This is a genomic window from Simkania negevensis Z (genome assembly GCF_000237205.1).
In the GTDB taxonomy this organism is placed as follows: Bacteria; Chlamydiota; Chlamydiia; order Chlamydiales; family Simkaniaceae; genus Simkania; species Simkania negevensis.
Window position 1 is genome coordinate 923,478 of record NC_015713.1, and the last position, 20,490, is coordinate 943,967.

A 20,490-nucleotide genomic window follows, 5' to 3' on the forward strand; every position below is an offset into this window, starting at 1 on the left:
ATAATTAATAAATTAAGTTGTTTTAGATTAGTTATTTGTGAATTATATAAAAATTATTTTGAATTTTACGAATGCAAAATTTTTTTTTGAGAATTGAAAATCAAAGACTTACCTTAGCTTTCCAGACCAGCCAAGTTTAGTCCGCAGAGTGGAAAAGAAGTCGATCCGCGTGAGATTAACGAGTTTGAAGGTTTTAGGGCTTCTCCTAAGCTTAATCGTTTCTCCTGTTTGCAGCTCAAAACGGCTTAGTCCATCTGAAACCACTTCGATCGGCTCATTTTCACTCACGTATTCGATTTGAATTTCTTGATTGGGAGTGAGAACAATTGGCCGATTTGAAATCGTATGAGGACAAATAGGCGTCAAGACAAACGCCTCAATATCGGGACTTAAAATGGGGCCACCTGCTGCTAATGAGTAGGCAGTTGATCCATTAGGCGTTGCAAGGATGACTCCATCGGCTTCGAACGTGTTGAGATATAGATCATCAACGTAGATAGCCATTTCGACAAGGCTCGGATTACGAGCGCGGTGCAAAACGCAGTCGTTCATAGCGAAAAAAGTCTCTCCAGACGGAGAAGTGCCTTCAATCATAATCCGTTTTTGGATCGAAAACTTTTGGTTCACGAGATCTTCTAAGCAAGGAATGATGTCAGCAATTTGGACGTCAGCCATAAACCCTAAATGTCCCAGGTTAATGCCAAGAATAGCCGCATCCAAATAATGGTACATATGAGCGACACGTAAAATAGATCCATCCCCACCCATGGTGATCAGGTACTTAATCTCACCTGGATTTGCAGAAGAAAGGGGAGGTTGATTAAGAACCTCTGCTTTGTCATCTTCGACAACAACATGGATCTTTTTTTCTTTTAAGAAGGTGATGACTTGCTCTGCAAGTTTTTTGGCGTCCGGCTGCTTAACTTTTGGAAAAAGAGCAATCGTTTTCATTCGACCTTGACAGTTTGCTCGGAAAACGCTCTTAAAACTTGTTTCACAATCGCTTCAGGAGTGATTCCAACCATTTTAAGAAGATCTTCATGGCTTCCATGTTGAACAAATTCATCGGGAACTCCGATGTTCCATACAAGAAGGTCAGTAAAACCTTCTTGCACGATAAAAGAGTTAATAATTGATCCGAGCCCTCCTTGAAGCGCATGTTCTTCAACTGTAACTACACCGCGCGAGTGAGCAAATTGGCTGCGGAATAATTCTTTATCAAGTGGTTTCACAAAAATGGGGTCGATGACAGTCGCATCAATGTCTTCAGCAAGTAATAGCTCGCGAGCTTTAAGCGCAATGTCAACCATGTGCCCTAGAGCGATGATTGTGATATCTTTTCCTTGCTTGAGGATTTCTCCTTTTCCAAAAGGAACTTTTTCGATCGGGACATCCTCATCTTCTGTTTTGAGGTTCGGGTAACGAATGGCTGTTGGCAGGTTCCAATCAAAAGCACTTTCTAAAAGAGCTTTTAACATTTTGCCATTTCGTGGTTGAGTGATCACCATGTTGGGCATCGCATTTAAGAAAGCGATGTCATAGAGCCCTTGTGCTGTGACACCATCGCCAACAGCAAGACCAGCCCGATCAATGGCGAAGATTACAGGGGCTTTTTGGACACACACATCGTGATAGATGTTATCAAAAGCACGTTGCAAAAAGGTTGAGTAAACGCAGGCAATCACTTTGAGTTTCCCACCATGACTCATCCCTCCTGCATAAGAGACTGAATGCCCTTCAGCAATCCCCACATCAATGCAACGATCAGGATACCGCTTCATAAAAGCATCTAGACACGATCCCACAGGCATCGCAGGAGTGACAGCAACAACGCTAGGATCTTCTTCAGCTAACTTGAGTACGTGATTCCCAAAGACTTTGGGAAAAGTGGGCTTGGGGTCTTTAGAAAGGCGAAACTCTCCTGTTTTTCGATCAAAAGGTTTTGCTCCGTGATACGGGGTAGGGTGTTGAATCGCATTTTTCATGCCTTGGCCCTTTACAGTTAAAACATGAACGAGTGTGGGTCGGTCTTGATCTTTGAGTGCTTCCAAGGTGTCGATGAGCTTTTTGATATCGTGCCCGTCAATAGGACCGACATAATTGAGTCCAAACTGTTCAAAAAAAGGAGCTGTGCTGATGAGGTTTTTCATCGACTCTTTCATTCGGTTTCCTTGCTCAGCAAGGGCTTCTCCATAACCTGGGATCTTTGAAATGATTTCAGTGAGTTCATCGTAAATGTGGTTTGCGGTGGGACTATTAAAAAAGCGGCTTAAGATGTTGGTGACAGCTCCTACATTTTTTGCAATAGCCATGGCATTGTCATTTAAAACGACGATGAGTTTTTTAAGTTTTTTGGGGATGTTATTCATGGCTTCCAAAGTCAGGCCACAAGTAAGAGCTGCATCTCCTAAGATGGGAAGGATGTGATAATTTTCTCCGCGAAGTTCACGGTTTTTTGCAAGGCCTAATGAAAGAGATAACGCATTTCCTGCGTGGCCTGCGTAAAAGTGATCGTGAACTGATTCTTCTGGATGGGTAAATCCACAGACTCCCTCAGTCTGCCGGATGGTATGAAAGCGAGGATTACGACCAGTGAGAATTTTGTGAGGGTATGACTGGTGACCGACATCGAAAATCAGTTTGTCTGCGGGGGAGTTAAAGACCTTGTGCAGGGCAATTGTCAATTCGACAATACCGAGATTAGAAGAAAGATGACCTCCATTGACAGAGAGAACATCCATAATCCGTAACCGAATTTGATGAGCAAGGTCTTTTAGCTCTGGAATGGAGAGTTTTTTGAGATCTTGAGGGTGTGCGATTTGTTCAAGTAGCGGGATCATAAGATGTTTGATGTGAAAAAGCTTCCATCTTTGGCTGGGCCGCATCATTCATGACAACTTGGCCTTCGCGGTTTTTAATCAGAGTTTGAATCTTTTGTTCAGCATTGCTGAGTTTCTCGTTACAGTGGGCTATTAATTTATCGGCTTCTTCATAGAGCTTTAAAGACTTTTCAAGAGAAAGTTCTCCAGAATTGAGTTCTTCCAAAATGGTTTCGAGCCTCGCATAGGCCTCTTCGAAAGAGAAGCTACCTGCAGTCTTTTCAATCATGCTTGGGGTGTACCTCGTCGATTGTTGAGTTAACACTTCCATCATACATTTGGAGAAGGATCTTCTCACCAGCTTGAAGTGCGTGAGTTGACATAATAACGGAATGATCTTTTTCCGCAAAGGGGATGCAGTACCCCTTCTTTAATAAGTTATTAGGATTGATCGATTTTAAGTGAGAACTAATCTGACTCAGTTTTTCTTTTTGATTTTTCAATTTTTTAAGCATTTGGGATTCAAGATAGGAGGTGAGTTCTTTGGGCTTAAGTTGCTCTTTTTTTCGTTGAATTTGATGAGAAACTTGTCTTTCTAGTGCGCGCTGATAAGAATACATTTTTTCTTTTAAGAGCTTGAGTCTTGCATTAGGGCTGAGGCCTTGCAGGTGCTTTTTAAGGGCCTCCACTTGCAGAGATTTTTCTTTAAGAAAGGTATTCAACGTTTGATTTAAATCTTCGTAGACTCCGTCAATCCGCTGAAAGTGATCCGCTAGTAAAGTATAAGGTGTTTTGAAAAGGGGGTGACGCTGAATCCCTGCTAGTTTTAGCCTTCCTTGCTTGACTGCATGCGCAAGCATCGAAGCTGTGCGTCGTCTTGCCTCCTGGAGAAAATTGAGCTGTAGGTGGAGCTCTTTCACAGAAAGTTCTGCTGCAGCCGAAGGAGTTGGAGCGCGAACATCTGCCACACAGTCGGCAATCGTGACATCCGTCTCATGTCCCACAGCAGAGACGATAGGAATCTTTGATCGAAAAATGGCTGCAGCCACGCATTCTTCATTGAAAGCCCAAAGGTCCTCAAGGCTTCCACCTCCACGTCCGATGATCAAAATATCGGCCAACCCAAAGCGGTTAAAGTCATCAATTGCCTGAGCGATTTCTTCTGCTGCACCCGCCCCTTGGACTTTCACAGGGTTCAAAATCAAGTGAAAGTTAGGAAAGCGCCGTTTCAAGACGTTCAAGATATCTTGGATCACAGCACCTGTTGGGCTTGTCACGACTCCAATCGTCTTAGGATAGGTGGGGAGTGGTTTTTTCTTAGCCGGATCAAACCAGCCCATTTTTTCTAGCTTACTCTTGAGCTTGTGAAATTTTAAAAGGAGTTCTCCTAGTCCTGCATGCTCGATTTCGCGAACGATAATTTGGTAGGTGCCTCGGGGGGCGTAAACATTAATTTCCCCTTTGACGAGGACCTGATCGCCCATTTTAGGGAGGTGTTTCGCAAAACGGGCATTTCCCTGAAAAAGGACAGCTGAAATTTGAGCATTTTCGTCTTTCAAACTAAAATAATAATGACCAGACGCTTGCAAGCGCAAATTGGTTACTTCGCCTTTGACAGAAAGAGCCGTAAAATTTGATTCAAGCTGGTGTTTAATCGCCTGCGTCAGTTCGGTGACGCTTAAAGCTTCAGCGGTCGTCATCGTCATAAAAGAAAGTTTACGTGATTTGATCTCTTTTGATCAATCTTCATTCTATAAGATTTTGGTATACTTGGGGTGACATTTATCCCTCTATCAAGTATCCTTTTGGAGAAAGGAATAGAATTCATGAAGCGAAGAATTATTATTGCTGGGAACTGGAAGATGCACATGTCTGCAGCCGAAACGCGTGCATTTGTCGAGCAGCTTTTGCCACAGGTTAAAGGTGTCTCATCGAGTGTTTATCTCGCGCCACCATTCACATCGATCCAGGCTGCGACGGATGCTGCGCTAGGAAGCGCAGTGTGCATTGGGGCGCAAAACATGAGCCAGTACCATAAAGGGGCTTACACAGGAGAAGTTTCCTCCATGATGCTAAAAGAAGCAGGAGCTTCTTTTGTGATTCTCGGTCACTCAGAACGACGCCACATTTTTAAAGAAGATAATGAAATGATCCACTCCAAGCTTAAATGGGCCTTAGAAGAAAAAATCGAGCCCATTCTTTGCATTGGTGAAACTCAAGAAGAGCGAGATCAAAACAGGACGAAAGAGGTCTTAGAAACTCAACTGGGAGAAGCCCTAAAAGACTTTTCTCCCGAAGAGGTCCGAAAAATGATTTTGGCATATGAACCTGTCTGGGCAATTGGGACAGGGAAAACTGCTACACCTGAGATTGCTCAAGAGGCCCACCTCCTTTGTCGCAGCTTTGTTGCTGAAAAGTGTGGCAAAGAAGCGGCGGAAGTTGTACCGATTCTCTATGGAGGTTCAGTCAAACCAGAGAATATTGGAGAGCTTATTCAAAAGCCCGATATCGATGGCGCTTTAATCGGAGGAGCCTCGCTCGAAGTTGATTCCTTTGCTCAAATCATTCACAACGTTGAGGAAACCTTAAAATGACAACCCTTTTTTATATTTTCTTATTTCTCTTTCTAGGGATTTGCGCCTTGCTATCTTTTGTGATATTGATTCAAGAAAGCAAGAGCATGGGACTTGGCGCATCTTTTGGAGGCGATGCAGGTGACTCTCTTTTTGGAACGTCAACTGCTATGGTTCTTAAAAAGTTTACAGCCTATCTTGCAGGGATCTTTATGATCGTTTGCTTGATGCTTTCATTTTGGTCCTCTTCCATTTCGCGTGCTCATAAAGCCCCCATTCCCCAAGTTGAAATTGAGGAAGCAAAGCAATAAATGTTACGAGACCTCACCTACTACGGCAACCCGGTCCTTCGGAAAAAGTGTCAGCAGATTGAAGAGATCACAGACGAAATCCGTCGATTGGGTCAAGATCTCATGGAAACTGTTCTTGCCATGGATGGAGCTGGTCTTTCTGCCCCGCAAGTGGGTGAGCTTCATCGCATTTTTGTCATTCGCTATGCCAATGGCCAAGATAGCGAAGGATGGCCTATCATCTGTCCTCCTTGTGTGTTTATCAATCCCATTCTTTCTAATCCATCCATAGAAATGATCACCCATGGTGAAGGGTGCATGTCGATTCCAGGCATCTATGAGAAAGTGACTCGGCCCCGCACCATTGAAGTCGAGTACATGGACTTAGAAGGGAAGATGCATAAAGAGATTGCAACAGACTGGCGTGCCCGCGCCATCATGCATGAAAATGACCATCTCAACGGTGTTCTCAACATCGACCGGATCCACCCCAATAGAAAGAAAAAAATTGAAGGAGCTCTCCGGGAAATCAAAAAGCAGTACAATTAATTTCACTGTTGAGTTTTTCTAATATTTAGAAGAAAATAGAAGGGTAAGAAATTAAAGGGGTTTATTATGTCAACGGTTAGAGAAGTAAACAGTCAAGAATTTACTTACCATCAAATCGATGGAATGATCACCCGTTCCAATCGAAATAAGGGAGTCTTTCAAACAAGACGCTTTGACACTGGAGAATGGGTCAAAACAGTTAGCCCACAAATTGTTCAAAAAATGATGACAGGTAAAGGCCTCTTAGACTCAAAAGAAACTGCTAATACTTTATTTGATCAATTCCAAGCCAACATGACTAAGGTTTAAATTACCTTTTTCTGTAGGCCTGAAACAAAGCTGTTGTAAAGTAAAGTCTTGAAGCTTCATTCAACTCTTCATATGAAAGGTTCACGTCACTTTTCCCTGTAACGGGAATCATACGCATCTCTTCATAGACCTTGTGAGCTCTAGATACAGGAGAGTCTTTCGTCCCATCATAAAAATCATTTAAGTGGAACTGAAGCTCTGCAACGACCTGTCTATCTTGACCAAGCGGGATCATAATGCGTACATCAAAATCGATGTAGCCGCCATAATCTTGTTCATTTTCCCAAAGATTACTCACGTCTATTTCCCATCCATTTTGCTTAGCTAAGTGTAAGAATTCTTTCATCCCAGCGCGGAGTTGCTCTGGCGTATCAAATGAAATGGTTCCACGTACACCATCATCAATTTGAGCAATGGCGTGAGCGACTGAAGCCCCAGATTCGGATTGTGTGCGTTGAACTTTACTCAATATGCTTTCCTTAGACTTGATGATGTTGACATTTTCCGGTCCAAAGTGAGCCGTTCCTCCACCTGATTCGGCAACTTGTTGGCAAATGGGGAGAAAAATTTCAGCTCCTTCTTGTTCATCCTGATAGAGCTCCTCAATTGTCGTTGCACTATTTGCATGGAAAACTGGTGTACGAGAAATCAGTGGAGGGTGACTTAGCAATTCGGGAAAAGTCCCAACTCCTTCTCTCAGTGAATTCCGCAGGTACTTCCAAGCGAGTTGAACAAGAGGATAAGCTCCTTTAAAAGGAACGATCGAGCGGATCTTTGGTTCGTAGTAGGCTGGGATTTGAGTGACAGAGATGAAGTGCATCACTTTGACATCTGCGAGCGTTGGCAATTCTGCATATTTGGCGATATTGAGCATCCCCTCACTATTGACTAGCGGGTTGATCTCTTTGTATAGAACCAATTGATTATTAGCTACTTGTTGTTGAACTGAATTGTGTTGAGAAGAGCTGAGTGAAATAGAGTTAGACATTCCTTTCCTTCCTTTTTAGTCCCTTAATAGTAAAAATTATAACATAATTACTATTTTAATTTAAATTATTAATTAAAATCTTAAATCATTGTAAATAAGTTATTTATTTTCTGACTAAAGAGAAGGCGAAAGAAAAGCGGTCATTCTTCTTCTTAGGGGCAGGAGAATGAGTGAAAATCAGGCGAAGCTTCCAGCTTGTACTGATGAGAGTAATCAGCTCCACTTTTGCTTCATTATAGTTGGGCTCGCCACCTCGTCCCCATCCGATGTGGGACTCGAATCGGGCGGTCCACTGAGGGGCGATTTTCATTTGAAGACGGGTGAGAAGGGTGTTACGCCCATCTGAAAGAGGGGAGCGTAGTAGTTCTGGGATACCACGCGTGACTTCCATGATGTAGTTATGAAGCTCGTTTTTACGCCATTCAAACCGGCTGCGATGGCGAAATTCGGTTTTGAATGCGAAGTTTTCATTGATAGTCCAGGCCAGTCCGACATTGGCAAAGTCAAAGACCTGCTCTTCAACGTTCCATCCAATTTGACTTGTGAGCTTGGCAGTTGGAAAATTCCAGGTAAAAAGGCCTTGGACCTTAGGAATGGTTTTCTTAAAGGTTCGATCGGCAAAAAATGCGTAGAGATAGATGTCGGCAATAAAATTGGGTTCGAAGAGGGGGTATTTTTTTAAATAGAAGGAATTGCGCACTCCTGTTTGCAATTGGTAAAGGCGGTTGAAGCCATCGTCGATATCAAAAATGTAGGGTCTGTCTGGAGAAATGGTTGGGTGTGTGAGTCCTTTATAATGGATGTAGGGTTCAAAGACATGACGAAGCGTCTGATAGTGACGGTATAAATTGAGATTGATAAATAGCTCATAGTTGAGAACGGCTTGTCCCACAGCACCTCCATCACGGCTTTCATTATAGAAAATGCCGGTAAAGCCAATGAGCGGGGTGATGTTGAGTCCTTTATAAGTAAAAGGACGGTAGAGTTCGTTGTGTGTCGCGATGCGGGCAGAATGAAAGTCGGGGACAGCTCTTTCGATATCATTTGCCGACACGTAGTCAAGATAGGAGACGCGCAAGCGATTTTCTGAAATGATTCCTGTTGGCCCAATTGTAAAAGGATGAGGTGTCCAAAACGATTCAGGCAATTCCTGCTTGAGTCCTTGGAAAGAGTTAATTCTTGGCCTCGCATTGATCCCCAAAATCATCCAATCTTGGTAATTACGAATTTTTAAAAAGGTCTCTTTGACAGTAGAAACTTCAAAATCAGGCGTCGGAAAATCGACTTGCATGTTCCTATCGCTGAGTTTGTCGTAAGTCAAGTAGATTTGAGAGCGGTTGTCTTCGCTCCGTGCTTCATAAAGGCCTTGGAGGCGGTAGTGGAAACGGGCTTTATCTGAATCTGTATCGCGGAAAAATGCATCGTGATCTGCGTAACTTTTTGTTTGCAGTCTTTTCCGTTTATCTAGTGAACGGTAGTTACTTTCAATAGCTCCCCCAACCCCTTTAGAAGGACGGATGTTGAGGCGGAAAAAGAGGTCGAGATTCTCCCAAGAGAAGATGCGGTAACGCATACTCAGCTTGGGCCACAGCCCTTTATCCCATTCGATTTTATACCGAACCGGGGTTTCAGTTAGAGGTTTAATGAGATTACTCTTAAAGGCAGGAACCCAAAGGATCGGGGTGTCCCAAAAACGAAAGGTCACATTTTTCCCGGTCAGTTGACTTTTTCTGTCGATCTCAAGTTCTCTTGATTGGATTTTCCAATCAGCTTTTTTACTCTCACTTGTGGTGATGAAAGCATTATAGAGGTAGTAGCTGCGATCAGGATTGAGGCGAATTTTTTCTCCTCCTAAAAACCAAAGATCAACAGCAGTAGCCCCTTCATAAACGACTCCAGTTTTTGTGATGAAGTCATATTCTAGACGACGCCCAATGTAAATACGCCCCATATTGTCGAGCATCAGATCTCCTTCAGCAATGACCTGATGAATCGACTTTCCCTTTTCTATTTTGTTGATGTAGACAATGTGACGTGCTTGAATCCGTAGTTCAGGTGAAGTGATCACTCCTCCTTGATCTGTCGAAATCACTCCCTCTTTGTAAATGGGGTTTTTTAGATTCACGGTGAATTGCGTGGTATCTGTTGCAAAGACAGATCCAAAAAGTAGGAATGAGGCGACGAGAAATAAAACGCGCATGAGATTCATGAGAAGAAAGATACCAGGTTATTGAATTGACTTCAAAAGAAGCCCTGCTAAAGCATACCGGTTTTTTTCATTTCCTTCGAGAATAGCATTTAAGAGAATGTCGATTCCTTCGGGATCATGCTGATCTGCCAAGGTAACATAGGCCTCGACGAGTAAACGGGATGTTTCTTCTGGGGTGAGTAGAAACTGACTCGAGACATTTTTTTCTGTCCAAGGAAGCATAGGCCGAAAACGGATCAGTTCATGGTCTTTTTTTTCTTCAATCCATTTGAACAGAGTTTCTCGATGAGGACCTTCAATTCTCAACCGATAAAGAGCAAGATGGCAGTAAGTCCGGATAAAAGGAGCACCAGCGCGTCGAGATTCCTTCTGCAGAAGTTGAATTGCTTTTTCTGTTTTCAAATTTTCTAAAAGATGAATGAGGAGAGGAATCAGATCATTTTGCTTTTCATCGAAGATTTTTTCAGCAATGGCTAAAAAAGACTCTTCTGGGAGTTCAAGAGCATCTTGAAGAATTTGTTCGCGCACAGCGAGTGTAATGGATGGAATGTCTCTTTCAGTTTTTTTTGCATATTGTGTGCAGGAGGGGATCACTTTCCATGCCATGAGAGAGTGTCCGAGAGAAGTCATGGGTTCGAGCCCTAAATCTTTTTCATCGCGAATCAAAAGTTTCATCAGAGTCGGAAGTGCCCGAGTATCACGCTTTTTAAGAAGGGCAAGAGCTGCATTGACTCGTGTATGAAAGTTGTAATCGAATGCAAGCTTTGCAAGAAGAGACTCTGTGTTGGGAAGGTTTGTGAGAAGGTTGATAGCAAGGGGGTTTTTATTTGCAGCACTTTCCATGATTTGCGACTGATACTCTTGTTCGCCAAGAAGGATTAAGGCGCGACATGCCGCAAGTTGGACATTTGGAGACTTTGATTTTGTGAGCTTTCTTAAAGCTGGGATCGAGTGAGAATCTTGAAGGTATCCGACAGCAGCCGCACAGGTCTCAAGCTCTGCTTCATCTGAATGAGTCAGGCTCGTCCGAATATCTCCTATAAAATCATCTCTTCCAAATTTTGCTGCAGCGAGGAAAGAGGCGAGACGGACACTTAAAATGCGGTTTCCCATGAGGCGTTGTAAAACACCCATCGCATCTGCGGTCCCAATCATGGCAAAAAGGTCAGGAAAGTAAACGTACATTGGGGGGGGAAGGCGTTGCATCAGAGAATCAATCAGCCCCGTTGCACTCAGAGATTTTCTAATGGCTAGGGCATATGCAGCTTCAAGGCGGATTAAGAGATAGGGAGAAGAAAAAGCTTTTAGCAGGAGCTCTTCTGCGCGATCATCTTGAATTTCAGTCAAAAAGTGAATTGTAGCCATTTGTGTCATAGGGTTTGGGCTTTCCATTCCCATTTGGTAGATGTCCATGCTTTCAAGTGTTCCGGCCATGCCGGCCCCATACATACTGAGGAGTTGGCACTCTTCATCCCCACTTTTGGCCCCCTGACTGAGAAGGATATACCCCATTTGCTCTAAAATGGGAAAGTCATGTTTGAGGGTGTCTTCTTTGAGCTTCTGATACAGCTGGATTCCTTTTGCAATATGACCTGCTTGCATCAGGTAGAGGACTTGATGTTTAGAAGAGTTTTCGGAGCCTTGAATAGAAATTGAGAGACTCAAAAGAAAAAGGGTTAGCCATCGACATAGTCCCATAAATCAATTCCTACTTGATTGAGAAGACGGTTGAGAATGTTTACTGGGAGTCCGATCATATTATAGAAACTTCCATCGATCGAATCAATCAAGAGGCTTCCAATTTCCTGGCCGCCATAACTCCCTGCTTTATCTATTCCATGTGCTGATTGAAGATACCTTTCGATTTGTTTATCCGTCAAATGATTAAACGCAACTGCTGTTTTCCCAACATCTGTATGAACTTGGTCTTGATAACGGACTGAAACAGCAGTGTAAACATGATGGGTTTGACCTGAAAGATTTTTGAGCATTTCCATCGCATCTTTTTCGTCTATGGGCTTGAGTAGAGGGCGATCTTGATAGAGCACGATGGTGTCTGCAGTGATAATGACGTGGTCTGGATACTGAGTTTGGAGAGATTTGCCTTTTCCTTCGGCAATAGTTATCACGTATTGCGCAGGATTTCCTTTAAAAGAGATCGAGTCTTCGTCAAACTCTGGAGATTCGATTTCAAAAGGAAGGTGAAAGTAGCGGAGAATTTCTTGCCTTCTGGGGGATCTTGAACCAAGTAAAACTTTCTGCATGACTCAACCAATTTTTTTAAAGAAAGATTAGTTTTTTTTGCCTTTGAAATCAAGGAAGGCGCAAGTCAAAATTTTTGTATAATTTTTTTCGTAAATTTTTAAGTATTATAGGATTTTATTTGCGTTTAAACTATCAGTTGTTATAATTTTGCCCATCAAAATTAAACAAAAGCTAATGAGGAGAAGTTATGTCCGGATCCCATCCAGTCCGTCCAAGTCATGCAAGTGGACCGAATCTGCCACTAGACCCCCCAAAAGATCCCCCAAAAGACAAATCAGGTGCAAGTCATTTTCCTGGAGTGGATACACTTTATTCTGCAGCGGAAACAGTCAAGTCGACATTTTCAAGTTTTGTTTTTAATGTCCTGAATGGGGCGCAAATTGTCGTTGAAACAATTGCCTATGTTTTATTTTATCCTTTCTTGAACCATGATTTAGCTCAAACAACTCCTGAAGTTCATGCCAAGAACTTAGAAAAAGTTAAAGACAAAGGCACCGATCTACCCACAAGATTTGGCGAGCTTGAAGCAAGTGTCCGTGTAGCAGTGAGAAACAAAGGGGACCTTAAGTACGCAAAGGAAATCATTTCAGCTTTTGCTGAGGTTCAAAAAGATGTATTTGAAGAAATCGCAAGCGAAGTCATTCGAGTGACAAAAGTAAACAAGGATTCCATCACATTGACGCCTGGGGCCTACGTTCTCATGTGTCTTAAAGATGATACACTCTCGATCGGAGATTTCTACTTAGGTCTTGATGCTTATCGGATGAAACATGTTGACGCTGAAGACCAGTTTACCATTCTTTCTTTTCAAGTTGAAATGGCTGAACATAGCAAATTAGAAGTGACTTCAGCTCAACAAATTGTTCTTCTGTATGCAGAAACAAATCCAGGTGGCTTTAAAAGGCTTGCTGAATGTTTAACTGAATTGACAGATGAAGTGAATACAAAAGAGGGAAAAACTGTTGAAGCGTCAGCAAAAGAGTGGGTTGAAAAAAGTGAAAAGTTTAAGCCTGCTTTGGTACGGCAAGCACTTGATTCCATAAGAATTATGGATGAAATTGAGGCGAATAAAGATTTAGATCTTGGAGATCAACTTTATCATTATACTATTTTCATCAACTCTTTATTTCCTCCGAAGAAGAGCGAAAAACAGAAAAGTAATGGACATATTGAAATCACTGAAGCAAGACAGCATTTCATGGCGAAAAAATTTTTAAATGCTCTGAGTACTTCTAGCCCAGAACTGATGAAAATGTTGTCGATGCAGATGATTAAAAGAGATGAAGCATCTACAGGACACAAAGTTGGTCTTTTTGCTGCTGCCTCTGCTGATGCAAAGTGGGAGAAAGTGGACTTTGACCCTGTTCCTTTTGTGCTTGCATGGACGAAGGAAGAGAAAAAGTTTGATGTTGTTATCATTCTCAATGCTTTGCAGAGTCTTCAAAGTGAAATTTTAAGCAAAGGCTTTACAACAGAAGAACTCGGTTCGTATCGACTCAACTTTTTAGACCGTGCAATGACTCGATTGCTTAAGAGCAATTGTAAAGCGACTCTTTCAGCCTTTCTTGACACGAAAGGGAATGAAGCCATTGGCTTAACCCTTATTCAAGCTTTTGTCAGGATAGATGAGAGAGATGCAGCTAAGTCGAAAGATGCGATTAGGTTAATCCCAGAACAACCAAAGGGTGCTGACTTAAAAGCAGCTGTGCTTCAGCTTGCGGAAGAAATTCAAAGTAAGGGTGACGCTGAGTTTAAAATTTTTCAAGCTCGGATGAATGAGGCTCTTGATAGTGCTTATACAGACCAGTTCACTTTAGAAATGGAGTCTGAGAATTTAGACTTTTCTAAAAAACTCAACTCTTTCTTACTTCTTGGTTCATTGAAGCTTCAAGAATTAAACTTCCCAAAAGAAATGATTGTCAAAATGGCAACTTCTACTAAACAAGACTTTGCAAAGCTTGTCATCCATATTGCAGAAAAGTTTGCGGCATCAATTCCAGCTGTTAAAGCTTTAGATGAAGCAGCAAAAGAGTCTGAATTACATCCAAGTCAAATTGCGAAGAAGCGTCAAGAAGACTATGCCGGCCTTTCTCGATTAAATTTTTGGACTTCAGCTCCTGTAGAGTTGACTGAAGTTGAGAAGGCTCAAGCAAAAGAAAACGCATATCGCACGACGTTTTTAGCGCACTTTGAAAAGAAATATAATAAATCAGACCTAGATTGGCTGCGGTTAGGAATGCGTTCTTTTCTAATAATATAAGAAAATGTGACTCGCGCATGAAGTAAAGGCCGTAGGAAACTTTCCTACGGCCTTTTTTTTATTTTTGAGGTTTACTTAATCTTTTCTTAATTTTAAAATCCTTTCTTAAATTTAGCGCGAAGAGGATTGAAATGTCTGGATTACCTAGAGTTAATAGTTCTGAAAGGTTAAGTCTTCCAATTGATTTAGGAGGTACTGATAAACCTCCTCCTCTAAAGCCTCCTCATACCGAAGACACACTTTCTCCTCATGAAGAAGCAAACTCTGGGAATGGAATTGGTGGCGTTTTATCCAATGTGTTTGATTATGTGATGAAAGGAGTCTGGTATGTTTGGTCGCTTATTCGGTGGCCATTTGAAGCAATTGGTTTTTTATCTTCTGCCGAAATGTCAGAGGCAGAGAAGCCAGTTCAGAGCATTGAAGAAAGAAAAGAGGGAATGAGAAGCACATTTACGAACGCTTCTCATGCTGAGCGCTTGAAACTCCTCCTTTTCAACCTCGCTGTTTGGGAAGACGTGAGTGCAGAAACTTTTTTTATCGAACTATTCAATAAGCAAGAGGAAGGAGTGGTATTGGCATTGGCAAGGCGACTCATGTCTGGATTAAGAAAAGATCTTAAAGGAGCAAAAGCCGAAATGCCTCAACTTTTGTTTCGTGTCTTTAGTAAGAAGCAAGAAGATAGAACTTTTTCTGAGGAAAAGTTGATCGAAGATGTTCACGCTTTTTTACTTGAATTTCCAGATTATCTCTTAACTTATGTTGCAACAAGCTTTGAGTCTGAAGCCCCAACATGGAGCAAGTTTAAAGCTCTCGAACGTCTTGCAGCTTATGATGAACATTGTATGCAAGATTTTCATGTTAAAACAATTGATGAGAAAGAAGTGAAAGCATCTTTAGCTGAAGCCTTTTCCACATTCTATGGGAAGTTGAGTCAGGAAGAAAAAGAAAAACTTCAAGCGTACGTTGATCTTAAAGTGTTTCAAAGTGCAGAAAAACAACTGTTAGACTCGATTGTTGAAGCATGTCACGAATCAGGAATAGATGAGATTTTTTCTCAAAAGACTGGTTATCCATCTTCTGGGGAAGGTTTTCAAGAAAGGTTTAGAGGTTTCTTAAATTTTCTTGCTAATCAGTCTCCTGACGAATGGGCAGATCTCAAGTTTCGAACTCTAGAAAAATTTGAAGCCATTCGCAAGGTGTATCTTCTAAATCTTGATCGAGTTTTTCTTGCCTATCCTTTACAGAAAAGAGCGGACGCATGCCGTTGGGCTTATGAATCGGAACCTTCGATTTTTAAAATGCGCCTTGAAGTGCTTGCAACAAGTGCCAATGAAGAGGCAAGAAAAGAAGCGAATCATCTTCTTGTCAGAGATAACTACAGTGGCGTTTTGCAACTATTTATAGCTTACCGCGATGTTAAAATCGGTAAAAAAGATCAAGAGCTGCCATTTTTTCATGAATGGCAAAAGGTTTATAACTTCGATACACTTGAGCCGAGCAACTACGAAGCTTTTGTTAAAAAACTGATAGTTCTTCTACCGACTCCCGATTATAGAGCCGCAGCTCAAAAAGTCTTAGACAAGCAGTTTCCACGAGAGAAAGATTCTGAAATTGTTTAAGTCTGAGAATGAGTGAAAGAAACCCAATGTTTAGGTTACTTAAACAATTTGTGAAGGCACGATCTCGAGAAAGGTAAGAAATTTTTTCATTTACTTAATCTTTTCTTAATATTAAAATTTCTTTTTTAGTTCACCCAATTCAACTTTTAGAGGAGTACAGTTATGGCGACAAGAGTGTCTTCTGAATCTACAAAAGATCTGCATCCCAGTCAAGCCGGAAAAGATAGCAATACGAGGCCACCTCCTCCAAAGTCGCCCCATCAAAAAGACTCGATTTCTTCAAATACCGGCTCCTCTCAGGGTATTCTAGGCAAAATTCTTTCCCCGGTTTTCTATTTTTGTAGCGTGGTGATGAATGGGTACTTTTTTTGCCTTTCGGTCATTCGTTGGCCTTTCGAAAAAATTGGCATCTTAACTCCGAAAAAGAGTGAGAGTCCGCCATTGCCGCAAAAAAGCTTGGAAGAGCAGAAAGGTGATTTGTTAGAAGAATTTTCAAAGGGATCGCATTCTCAACGTCTTCAATTGCTTGTCTACCGCATTGCAGTTTGGCCTGGAGATGATCCGGAAGAGCTCTTTATTGAGCTTTTTAATCAGCAAGACGAGAAAGTGATAAAGGGAATAAATGAAGCAGTATTTAATGATATTGATTGGGGAGCAGAAATGAAAACGGAGTTTCCAAAACATCTTTTCCAAGCTCTACATGCCCGAGTGAGAACTTCAGAGCAAGAAAAGTGGGTTGAAAACTTTAGAGAGTTTTTATTTGGATTTCCTGATTATGCATTGCAGTATGCTGCTAGATGTTTTGAACCGGATTCTCCAGCTTACCGTCGTTTTGAAGCGCTAAAGATATTGGCAAAACACGAGGGTGCAGTAGAAGACTATCATGATGGCAAGATTGAAGACCAAGATGTGGACGACTTAATACAGAAAGCCCTTTCCGATCATTACAAGTCATTGAGCTATGAGGAAAAACGGAAAATTGTCGGTTTAGTTGAACCAAAAGCATTTAGAAAGATTGAAAAGAACTTTGCGCTGGAATTGGGGAAAAGGGGAGATGACCCAAAAGTTATTGAGATCTTTCGTCCCATCAATGGATATGCATCGACAACTAACTTTTCCAAATTTGTAGAGTTTATATACAAAAGTAGTCCATACGATTGGGGTCAAATTAAAGAAAAGCTGTTTGTGACCTTTCCTGAGATACGTAAGCAGTATACTTTGCAGCAAATTGAGATGTTTTTGGATCTGGATGCCCGCCAACAAGTAGATGCTTGCTGGAGAGCATATGAAACAGATCCTTCCATTTTTAAAGGGCGTCTTCTAACTCTTCTCCAAAGTGAACAAGAGTATGAATTAATTCGTGCTAATCACCACTTAATACATGGAAATCCTCCAGCAGCAGTTCGACTGTTCTATCACTATCAAAATAGATTTTTAAGAGATCAGGTTTCTCTCTATAGTAAAATCGAAGACGAAGCAGAGAAAGCATTTATTGATGAATGGGAAGCTTGTTTTGATTTCAAAACCGGAACGGTATCACGTATCAACGAGTTTGTTGGAAAAATGGAAGATATTTTAAAAGAAGCTGCATTTCGAAGAGCTGTAGGGGACTTATTAAACGAGGCGTTTGGGGTTTAACATCAATTGCACGATGATTAGTAAGACTGTATACTTAAGAAAACTCAAAATTTGAGTTTTCTTAAGTATAGTATGTAAGAGGTTTTTTATGGTTAGAGGAGTTTCGGGGGCTAACAGCCTAGTTCAGGTATTGACGCCTACTTGGGAGGGGCTTAAAGGGGGCAGAAAAGGGCTTTCATGGTGGGATTCAGTTAAAGCTCTTCGAAGTGCCAAAGATATTGATGGCTTAGTCCAGCAGTTTTTCTTTGTTGTTCTCAAAACCATTGTAGTCTTTCATGATCTCATGATTGTTCCCGTGCATGTTCGTCGTATCGAGAAGGGGGCTTTTGCAACTCTGGCTGAAAATCTCATTGGGACTTGCACCCCTGATAATATAAGAAACGGGAAATTCACTGCAGAAGATCTCACGCAAGTTTTTGATTTACAACGCGTATTTTTTCAAGATGTTGTGAAAAACTTTGTCATCAAAGCAGAAGGGGAAGAATCAGCAAACTATCGGCTAAGGATTTGGGAGTCAATGACTCCACATCACTTTGTTGAGACCTATCTCGTGGGCAATCCCAATAATTTCACAATTTTTCGAGACATTATTCTTAAAAGCTATACCTAATTCAGAATCCGCGTTGTTAACCTGAGTTTCTTTTTTCTTTACCCCTTCCCATCAGCAAAAATTTCGAGAATTTAAGAGAACTCTCTTCTACTAATAAGCAAAATAAATCCAGAACTCAGGTTATTATTTTTTCTTTTCTCTTTTTATGCAGATTGAGCACTCATCTTTTTTTTCTGGATGACCGCATCGTTTGCATGAGAGTTTAGAACGCCCGGTGATGAGTTTACCGATTCCAAGGCCGATCGCTGAAAAGATGAGAAGTAGAGTTGTGAAACCGAGAGTGATGAAAAAGGTTTTCACACTTTCTTCTTCTTTTCAACAATTGCTGGAGGTGAGAGGTCGATCCAAATAGGGGAAGTCCAAGCGATGTGTTCATCTTCTTGTAGGACACGCATGTAATAATATGTAAAGGGAGGCTCCTCACCTTTGACTTTTAAAGTTGTTTTATCTAGAGGTTCTTCATCATCGATGACAAAATCGAAACAGGCTTCATTAGGGTTCATCTTTTTATATTCTTTTCCGTTACGGATGATGAGGATTTCCTTGACTGGAGCAGTTCCGACAATAAAACCTGTGATGTGACGATTATAAAAAAGCCCGGGTTTTGCTTTGGTGTTTAAAATTGATCCCATAGGTTCATTCGCAATATGAAATCCGACAATGATGCGAGGTCCTGTTGTTGCATAGCAAGACCTTTTTGCAATGGCTTGCATGAGTCCATCGCGAGTTTGCGCTGCTGCAATAATTCCTGTGAGGCCTGGAGAGTATTGAGCTTGGTCTGTTTCAAAGAGCTTTGAATAGACACCTCTGTCGTCGAGACCTCCTGCAATAAATCCAAAGCGGTGATTTTGATTTAAAGCGCGTCTTATAGATCCTTCGGGTTTTTCTTTAATTCCATTTTTAGATTTCGAAACGATTGGACGGAGATTTCCTTCGGCTTTCGTGCATTCAGAAGATCCCCAAGCATTATAGATTTCGACTACTTTTTCGTATTCAGGAGTGAAGTTTTCAAAGTCAAAAAACGTGGTTGAACCCATAGTGAACGAAGGAATTGAGATAAAATCTTTTGGAGTATGGCTTTTGTAGATTTTTTTGAGGTTGTTAGCCTTACTTTCTTTTTTGCGAAGGAGTTGTTTGCTGTCTTTAAGGTAGACAATTTGTCTTAGGCCTTCTGACCCAGGAGAACCTGACCATTGAAAACCTAGATATGTTGTAAAACGTTCGTCTTCATTAAATTCTGAGACATGAGAATAGATAGCCTTCCAGTTTTCTACTGAGGTTTCATCTTCACTTTCGAAAGAGGAGGTCGAGAAAAATTGGATCGCTTTTTCGTCACGTTGATAGCGAAGACAAGATTCAATGTTTTCAGTAGCGTCCCAAAGAAGAGATTCTCCATGAAAAAGTCCCCAAAAAAGTTGTCCTTGGTTTTCTGCAAAACATTTTATAGGAGCTGAGTAAAAGATTTCATTCGTTACGAGATTCTTAAGCTGAATACGGTAAATTCCGGGCTCATTGAAGTAAAGATTGGGAAGGTTGATGAATCCTGTTTCAGGAACAAAGAGCTTCCAGTTGATGTTTTCTCTCAGTTTTTCATAACTAAACTCGATGAGAGTTCCCTCTGGAGCTTTACCTGTTAGGTTTCCAAATTCATCTTCGAAACGAACGATGACATCAAAACGTTGGTTTTTGGTCACCATCGAAGGTGCGATGATTCGAATTGAGTGGAGGTCATTTCCTCGCACGTCTAGATGGAAGATTTCTGTTTCTTTATACTCTCCCTTTCCTTTTGGATCGACAAAAAGGTAAAAAGGGCGGCGACGTAAAGTGTTTGTTTGTGCACGGTTGCCTTTCCCATCAGTAGCATCTTCGGGAGAACCAACAAAAATAGTGATAGGGTCTCCAGCTTTGACATCTCCAGGGAGGATAAATTCGAATTGGGGTAAACTATGTTCAGGAATGAACACTTCTTTAGCTGCTAAGGCTTTTTTCCCTGAGGCTTCTAACCAGATCAGATTTTTTTTCGCTTTGAGGTTTGTCTGTGGAATTTCCCAGTCAAAATCACGTCCTTTCGAGCTCAAGTCAAATTTGAGGCGAGCTCCTTTAGGGAGGTCGGCACCAGGTGTAAAAATGAACTTCCAAGTTTTGGTCTCACCAGCAAGAGCAACTTTTGGTTCGGCATAACTAATAGAACGGCGCATGGGACTCCTTACAGCTTTAATATCAGATAATTTTAGCGAATTTTTGATTCTTTTTCAAACCCAAATAATATCCAGAAGTAGTTTTAACCTGAACTCTGAGTCTCTTTCACTCGTTCTTCTATGCTAAAAAAAATCATAGACTGCTTTGAGCTAATGTTTTTGA

Annotated in this window: 18 protein-coding genes; 8 read left to right on the forward strand and 10 right to left on the reverse strand. The window is 41.4% G+C overall.

Features of this window, described 5'->3' with window-relative positions:
* Positions 1-108 precede the first annotated feature (108 nt).
* From SNE_RS04840 to xseA, 4 genes are read right to left on the reverse strand one after another with little or no spacing between them, the layout of a single operon-like run.
* On the reverse strand, positions 109-951 hold the full coding sequence (locus SNE_RS04840; protein ID WP_013943231.1) for an NAD(+)/NADH kinase: 843 nt from the start codon (positions 949-951) through the stop codon (positions 109-111).
* Positions 948-2,840, reverse strand: coding sequence for a 1-deoxy-D-xylulose-5-phosphate synthase (locus SNE_RS04845; RefSeq protein ID WP_013943232.1), 1,893 nt, complete (start codon positions 2,838-2,840; stop codon positions 948-950). Before SNE_RS04845 ends, SNE_RS04840 begins: the two co-directional genes overlap by 4 nt.
* The gene (gene xseB / locus SNE_RS04850; RefSeq protein WP_013943233.1) at positions 2,824-3,108 is read right to left on the reverse strand and encodes an exodeoxyribonuclease VII small subunit; all 285 of its coding nucleotides are present in this window, start codon (positions 3,106-3,108) and stop codon (positions 2,824-2,826) included. Before xseB ends, SNE_RS04845 begins: the two co-directional genes overlap by 17 nt.
* The gene (gene xseA, locus SNE_RS04855; RefSeq protein WP_013943234.1) at positions 3,101-4,525 is read right to left on the reverse strand and encodes an exodeoxyribonuclease VII large subunit; all 1,425 of its coding nucleotides are present in this window, start codon (positions 4,523-4,525) and stop codon (positions 3,101-3,103) included. The genes xseB and xseA overlap by 8 nt, the downstream gene beginning before the upstream one ends.
* A gap of 120 nt (positions 4,526-4,645) precedes the next feature.
* Here xseA and tpiA point away from each other — a divergent pair, with 120 nt between their 5' ends.
* The 4 genes from tpiA (at position 4,646) to SNE_RS04875 (ending at position 6,540) form a co-directional block, all read left to right on the forward strand.
* On the forward strand, positions 4,646-5,413 hold the full coding sequence (gene tpiA / locus SNE_RS04860; RefSeq protein ID WP_013943235.1) for a triose-phosphate isomerase: 768 nt from the start codon (positions 4,646-4,648) through the stop codon (positions 5,411-5,413).
* On the forward strand, positions 5,410-5,703 hold the full coding sequence (secG, locus tag SNE_RS04865; RefSeq protein ID WP_013943236.1) for a preprotein translocase subunit SecG: 294 nt from the start codon (positions 5,410-5,412) through the stop codon (positions 5,701-5,703). The genes tpiA and secG overlap by 4 nt, the downstream gene beginning before the upstream one ends.
* On the forward strand, positions 5,704-6,231 hold the full coding sequence (def, locus tag SNE_RS04870) for a peptide deformylase (RefSeq protein ID WP_013943237.1): 528 nt from the start codon (positions 5,704-5,706) through the stop codon (positions 6,229-6,231).
* Positions 6,232-6,297: 66 nt separating this feature from the next.
* Positions 6,298-6,540: a hypothetical protein gene (locus SNE_RS04875; RefSeq protein ID WP_013943238.1), complete on the forward strand. Its 243-nt coding sequence runs from the start codon at positions 6,298-6,300 to the stop codon at positions 6,538-6,540.
* A 1-nt stretch (position 6,541) separates the two neighbouring features.
* On the opposite strand, the gene SNE_RS04880 is transcribed toward SNE_RS04875, so the two are convergent.
* The 4 genes from SNE_RS04880 to SNE_RS04895 all read right to left on the reverse strand — a co-directional run bounded on the left by SNE_RS04880 (position 6,542) and on the right by SNE_RS04895 (position 12,001).
* On the reverse strand, positions 6,542-7,528 hold the full coding sequence (locus tag SNE_RS04880) for a hypothetical protein (RefSeq protein WP_013943239.1): 987 nt from the start codon (positions 7,526-7,528) through the stop codon (positions 6,542-6,544).
* A 103-nt stretch (positions 7,529-7,631) separates the two neighbouring features.
* Positions 7,632-9,728, reverse strand: a complete 2,097-nt coding sequence (locus SNE_RS04885) for an LPS-assembly protein LptD (RefSeq protein ID WP_148258957.1) — start codon at positions 9,726-9,728, stop codon at positions 7,632-7,634.
* 27 nt (positions 9,729-9,755) lie between these two features.
* Positions 9,756-11,435, reverse strand: a complete 1,680-nt coding sequence (locus SNE_RS04890) for a HEAT repeat domain-containing protein (protein ID WP_013943241.1) — start codon at positions 11,433-11,435, stop codon at positions 9,756-9,758.
* Positions 11,414-12,001, reverse strand: a complete 588-nt coding sequence (locus SNE_RS04895; RefSeq protein ID WP_013943242.1) for a Maf family protein — start codon at positions 11,999-12,001, stop codon at positions 11,414-11,416. The genes SNE_RS04890 and SNE_RS04895 overlap by 22 nt, the downstream gene beginning before the upstream one ends.
* Positions 12,002-12,189: 188 nt before the next feature.
* Here SNE_RS04895 and SNE_RS04900 point away from each other — a divergent pair, with 188 nt between their 5' ends.
* The 4 genes from SNE_RS04900 to SNE_RS04915 all read left to right on the forward strand — a co-directional run bounded on the left by SNE_RS04900 (position 12,190) and on the right by SNE_RS04915 (position 18,129).
* Positions 12,190-14,262: a hypothetical protein gene (locus tag SNE_RS04900; RefSeq protein WP_013943243.1), complete on the forward strand. Its 2,073-nt coding sequence runs from the start codon at positions 12,190-12,192 to the stop codon at positions 14,260-14,262.
* A 131-nt stretch (positions 14,263-14,393) separates the two neighbouring features.
* Positions 14,394-15,881 carry a hypothetical protein gene (locus SNE_RS04905; RefSeq protein WP_013943244.1) on the forward strand — a complete coding sequence of 496 codons (1,488 nt, stop codon included), beginning with the start codon at positions 14,394-14,396 and terminating at the stop codon, positions 15,879-15,881.
* Positions 15,882-16,043: 162 nt separating this feature from the next.
* Complete coding sequence (locus tag SNE_RS04910; RefSeq protein WP_013943245.1) at positions 16,044-17,519, forward strand: hypothetical protein; 1,476 nt, start codon at positions 16,044-16,046, stop codon at positions 17,517-17,519.
* 88 nt (positions 17,520-17,607) lie between these two features.
* The gene (locus SNE_RS04915; RefSeq protein WP_013943246.1) at positions 17,608-18,129 is read left to right on the forward strand and encodes a hypothetical protein; all 522 of its coding nucleotides are present in this window, start codon (positions 17,608-17,610) and stop codon (positions 18,127-18,129) included.
* A 123-nt stretch (positions 18,130-18,252) separates the two neighbouring features.
* On the opposite strand, the gene SNE_RS13185 is transcribed toward SNE_RS04915, so the two are convergent.
* Complete coding sequence (locus SNE_RS13185; RefSeq protein ID WP_013943247.1) at positions 18,253-18,429, reverse strand: hypothetical protein; 177 nt, start codon at positions 18,427-18,429, stop codon at positions 18,253-18,255.
* Entirely contained in the window at positions 18,426-20,327 is a 1,902-nt protein-coding gene (locus tag SNE_RS04920) for a DUF3604 domain-containing protein (protein ID WP_013943248.1), read from the reverse strand. Before SNE_RS04920 ends, SNE_RS13185 begins: the two co-directional genes overlap by 4 nt.
* Positions 20,328-20,490: the final 163 nt, after the last annotated feature.

Bases quoted from the DNA above. Each gene is read 5' to 3' on its own strand.
- SNE_RS04840 (WP_013943231.1), bottom strand. From the start codon at position 951: ATGAAAACGATTGCTCTTTTTCCAAAAGTTAAGCAGCCGGACGCCAAA.
- SNE_RS04845 (WP_013943232.1), bottom strand. From the start codon at position 2,840: ATGATCCCGCTACTTGAACAAATCGCACACCCTCAAGATCTCAAAAAA.
- xseB (WP_013943233.1), bottom strand. From the start codon at position 3,108: ATGATTGAAAAGACTGCAGGTAGCTTCTCTTTCGAAGAGGCCTATGCG.
- xseA (WP_013943234.1), bottom strand. From the start codon at position 4,525: ATGACGATGACGACCGCTGAAGCTTTAAGCGTCACCGAACTGACGCAG.
- tpiA (WP_013943235.1), top strand. From the start codon at position 4,646: ATGAAGCGAAGAATTATTATTGCTGGGAACTGGAAGATGCACATGTCT.
- secG (WP_013943236.1), top strand. From the start codon at position 5,410: ATGACAACCCTTTTTTATATTTTCTTATTTCTCTTTCTAGGGATTTGC.
- def (WP_013943237.1), top strand. From the start codon at position 5,704: ATGTTACGAGACCTCACCTACTACGGCAACCCGGTCCTTCGGAAAAAG.
- SNE_RS04875 (WP_013943238.1), top strand. From the start codon at position 6,298: ATGTCAACGGTTAGAGAAGTAAACAGTCAAGAATTTACTTACCATCAA.
- SNE_RS04880 (WP_013943239.1), bottom strand. From the start codon at position 7,528: ATGTCTAACTCTATTTCACTCAGCTCTTCTCAACACAATTCAGTTCAA.
- SNE_RS04885 (WP_148258957.1), bottom strand. From the start codon at position 9,728: ATGCGCGTTTTATTTCTCGTCGCCTCATTCCTACTTTTTGGATCTGTC.
- SNE_RS04890 (WP_013943241.1), bottom strand. From the start codon at position 11,435: ATGGGACTATGTCGATGGCTAACCCTTTTTCTTTTGAGTCTCTCAATT.
- SNE_RS04895 (WP_013943242.1), bottom strand. From the start codon at position 12,001: ATGCAGAAAGTTTTACTTGGTTCAAGATCCCCCAGAAGGCAAGAAATT.
- SNE_RS04900 (WP_013943243.1), top strand. From the start codon at position 12,190: ATGTCCGGATCCCATCCAGTCCGTCCAAGTCATGCAAGTGGACCGAAT.
- SNE_RS04905 (WP_013943244.1), top strand. From the start codon at position 14,394: ATGTCTGGATTACCTAGAGTTAATAGTTCTGAAAGGTTAAGTCTTCCA.
- SNE_RS04910 (WP_013943245.1), top strand. From the start codon at position 16,044: ATGGCGACAAGAGTGTCTTCTGAATCTACAAAAGATCTGCATCCCAGT.
- SNE_RS04915 (WP_013943246.1), top strand. From the start codon at position 17,608: ATGGTTAGAGGAGTTTCGGGGGCTAACAGCCTAGTTCAGGTATTGACG.
- SNE_RS04920 (WP_013943248.1), bottom strand. From the start codon at position 20,327: ATGCGCCGTTCTATTAGTTATGCCGAACCAAAAGTTGCTCTTGCTGGT.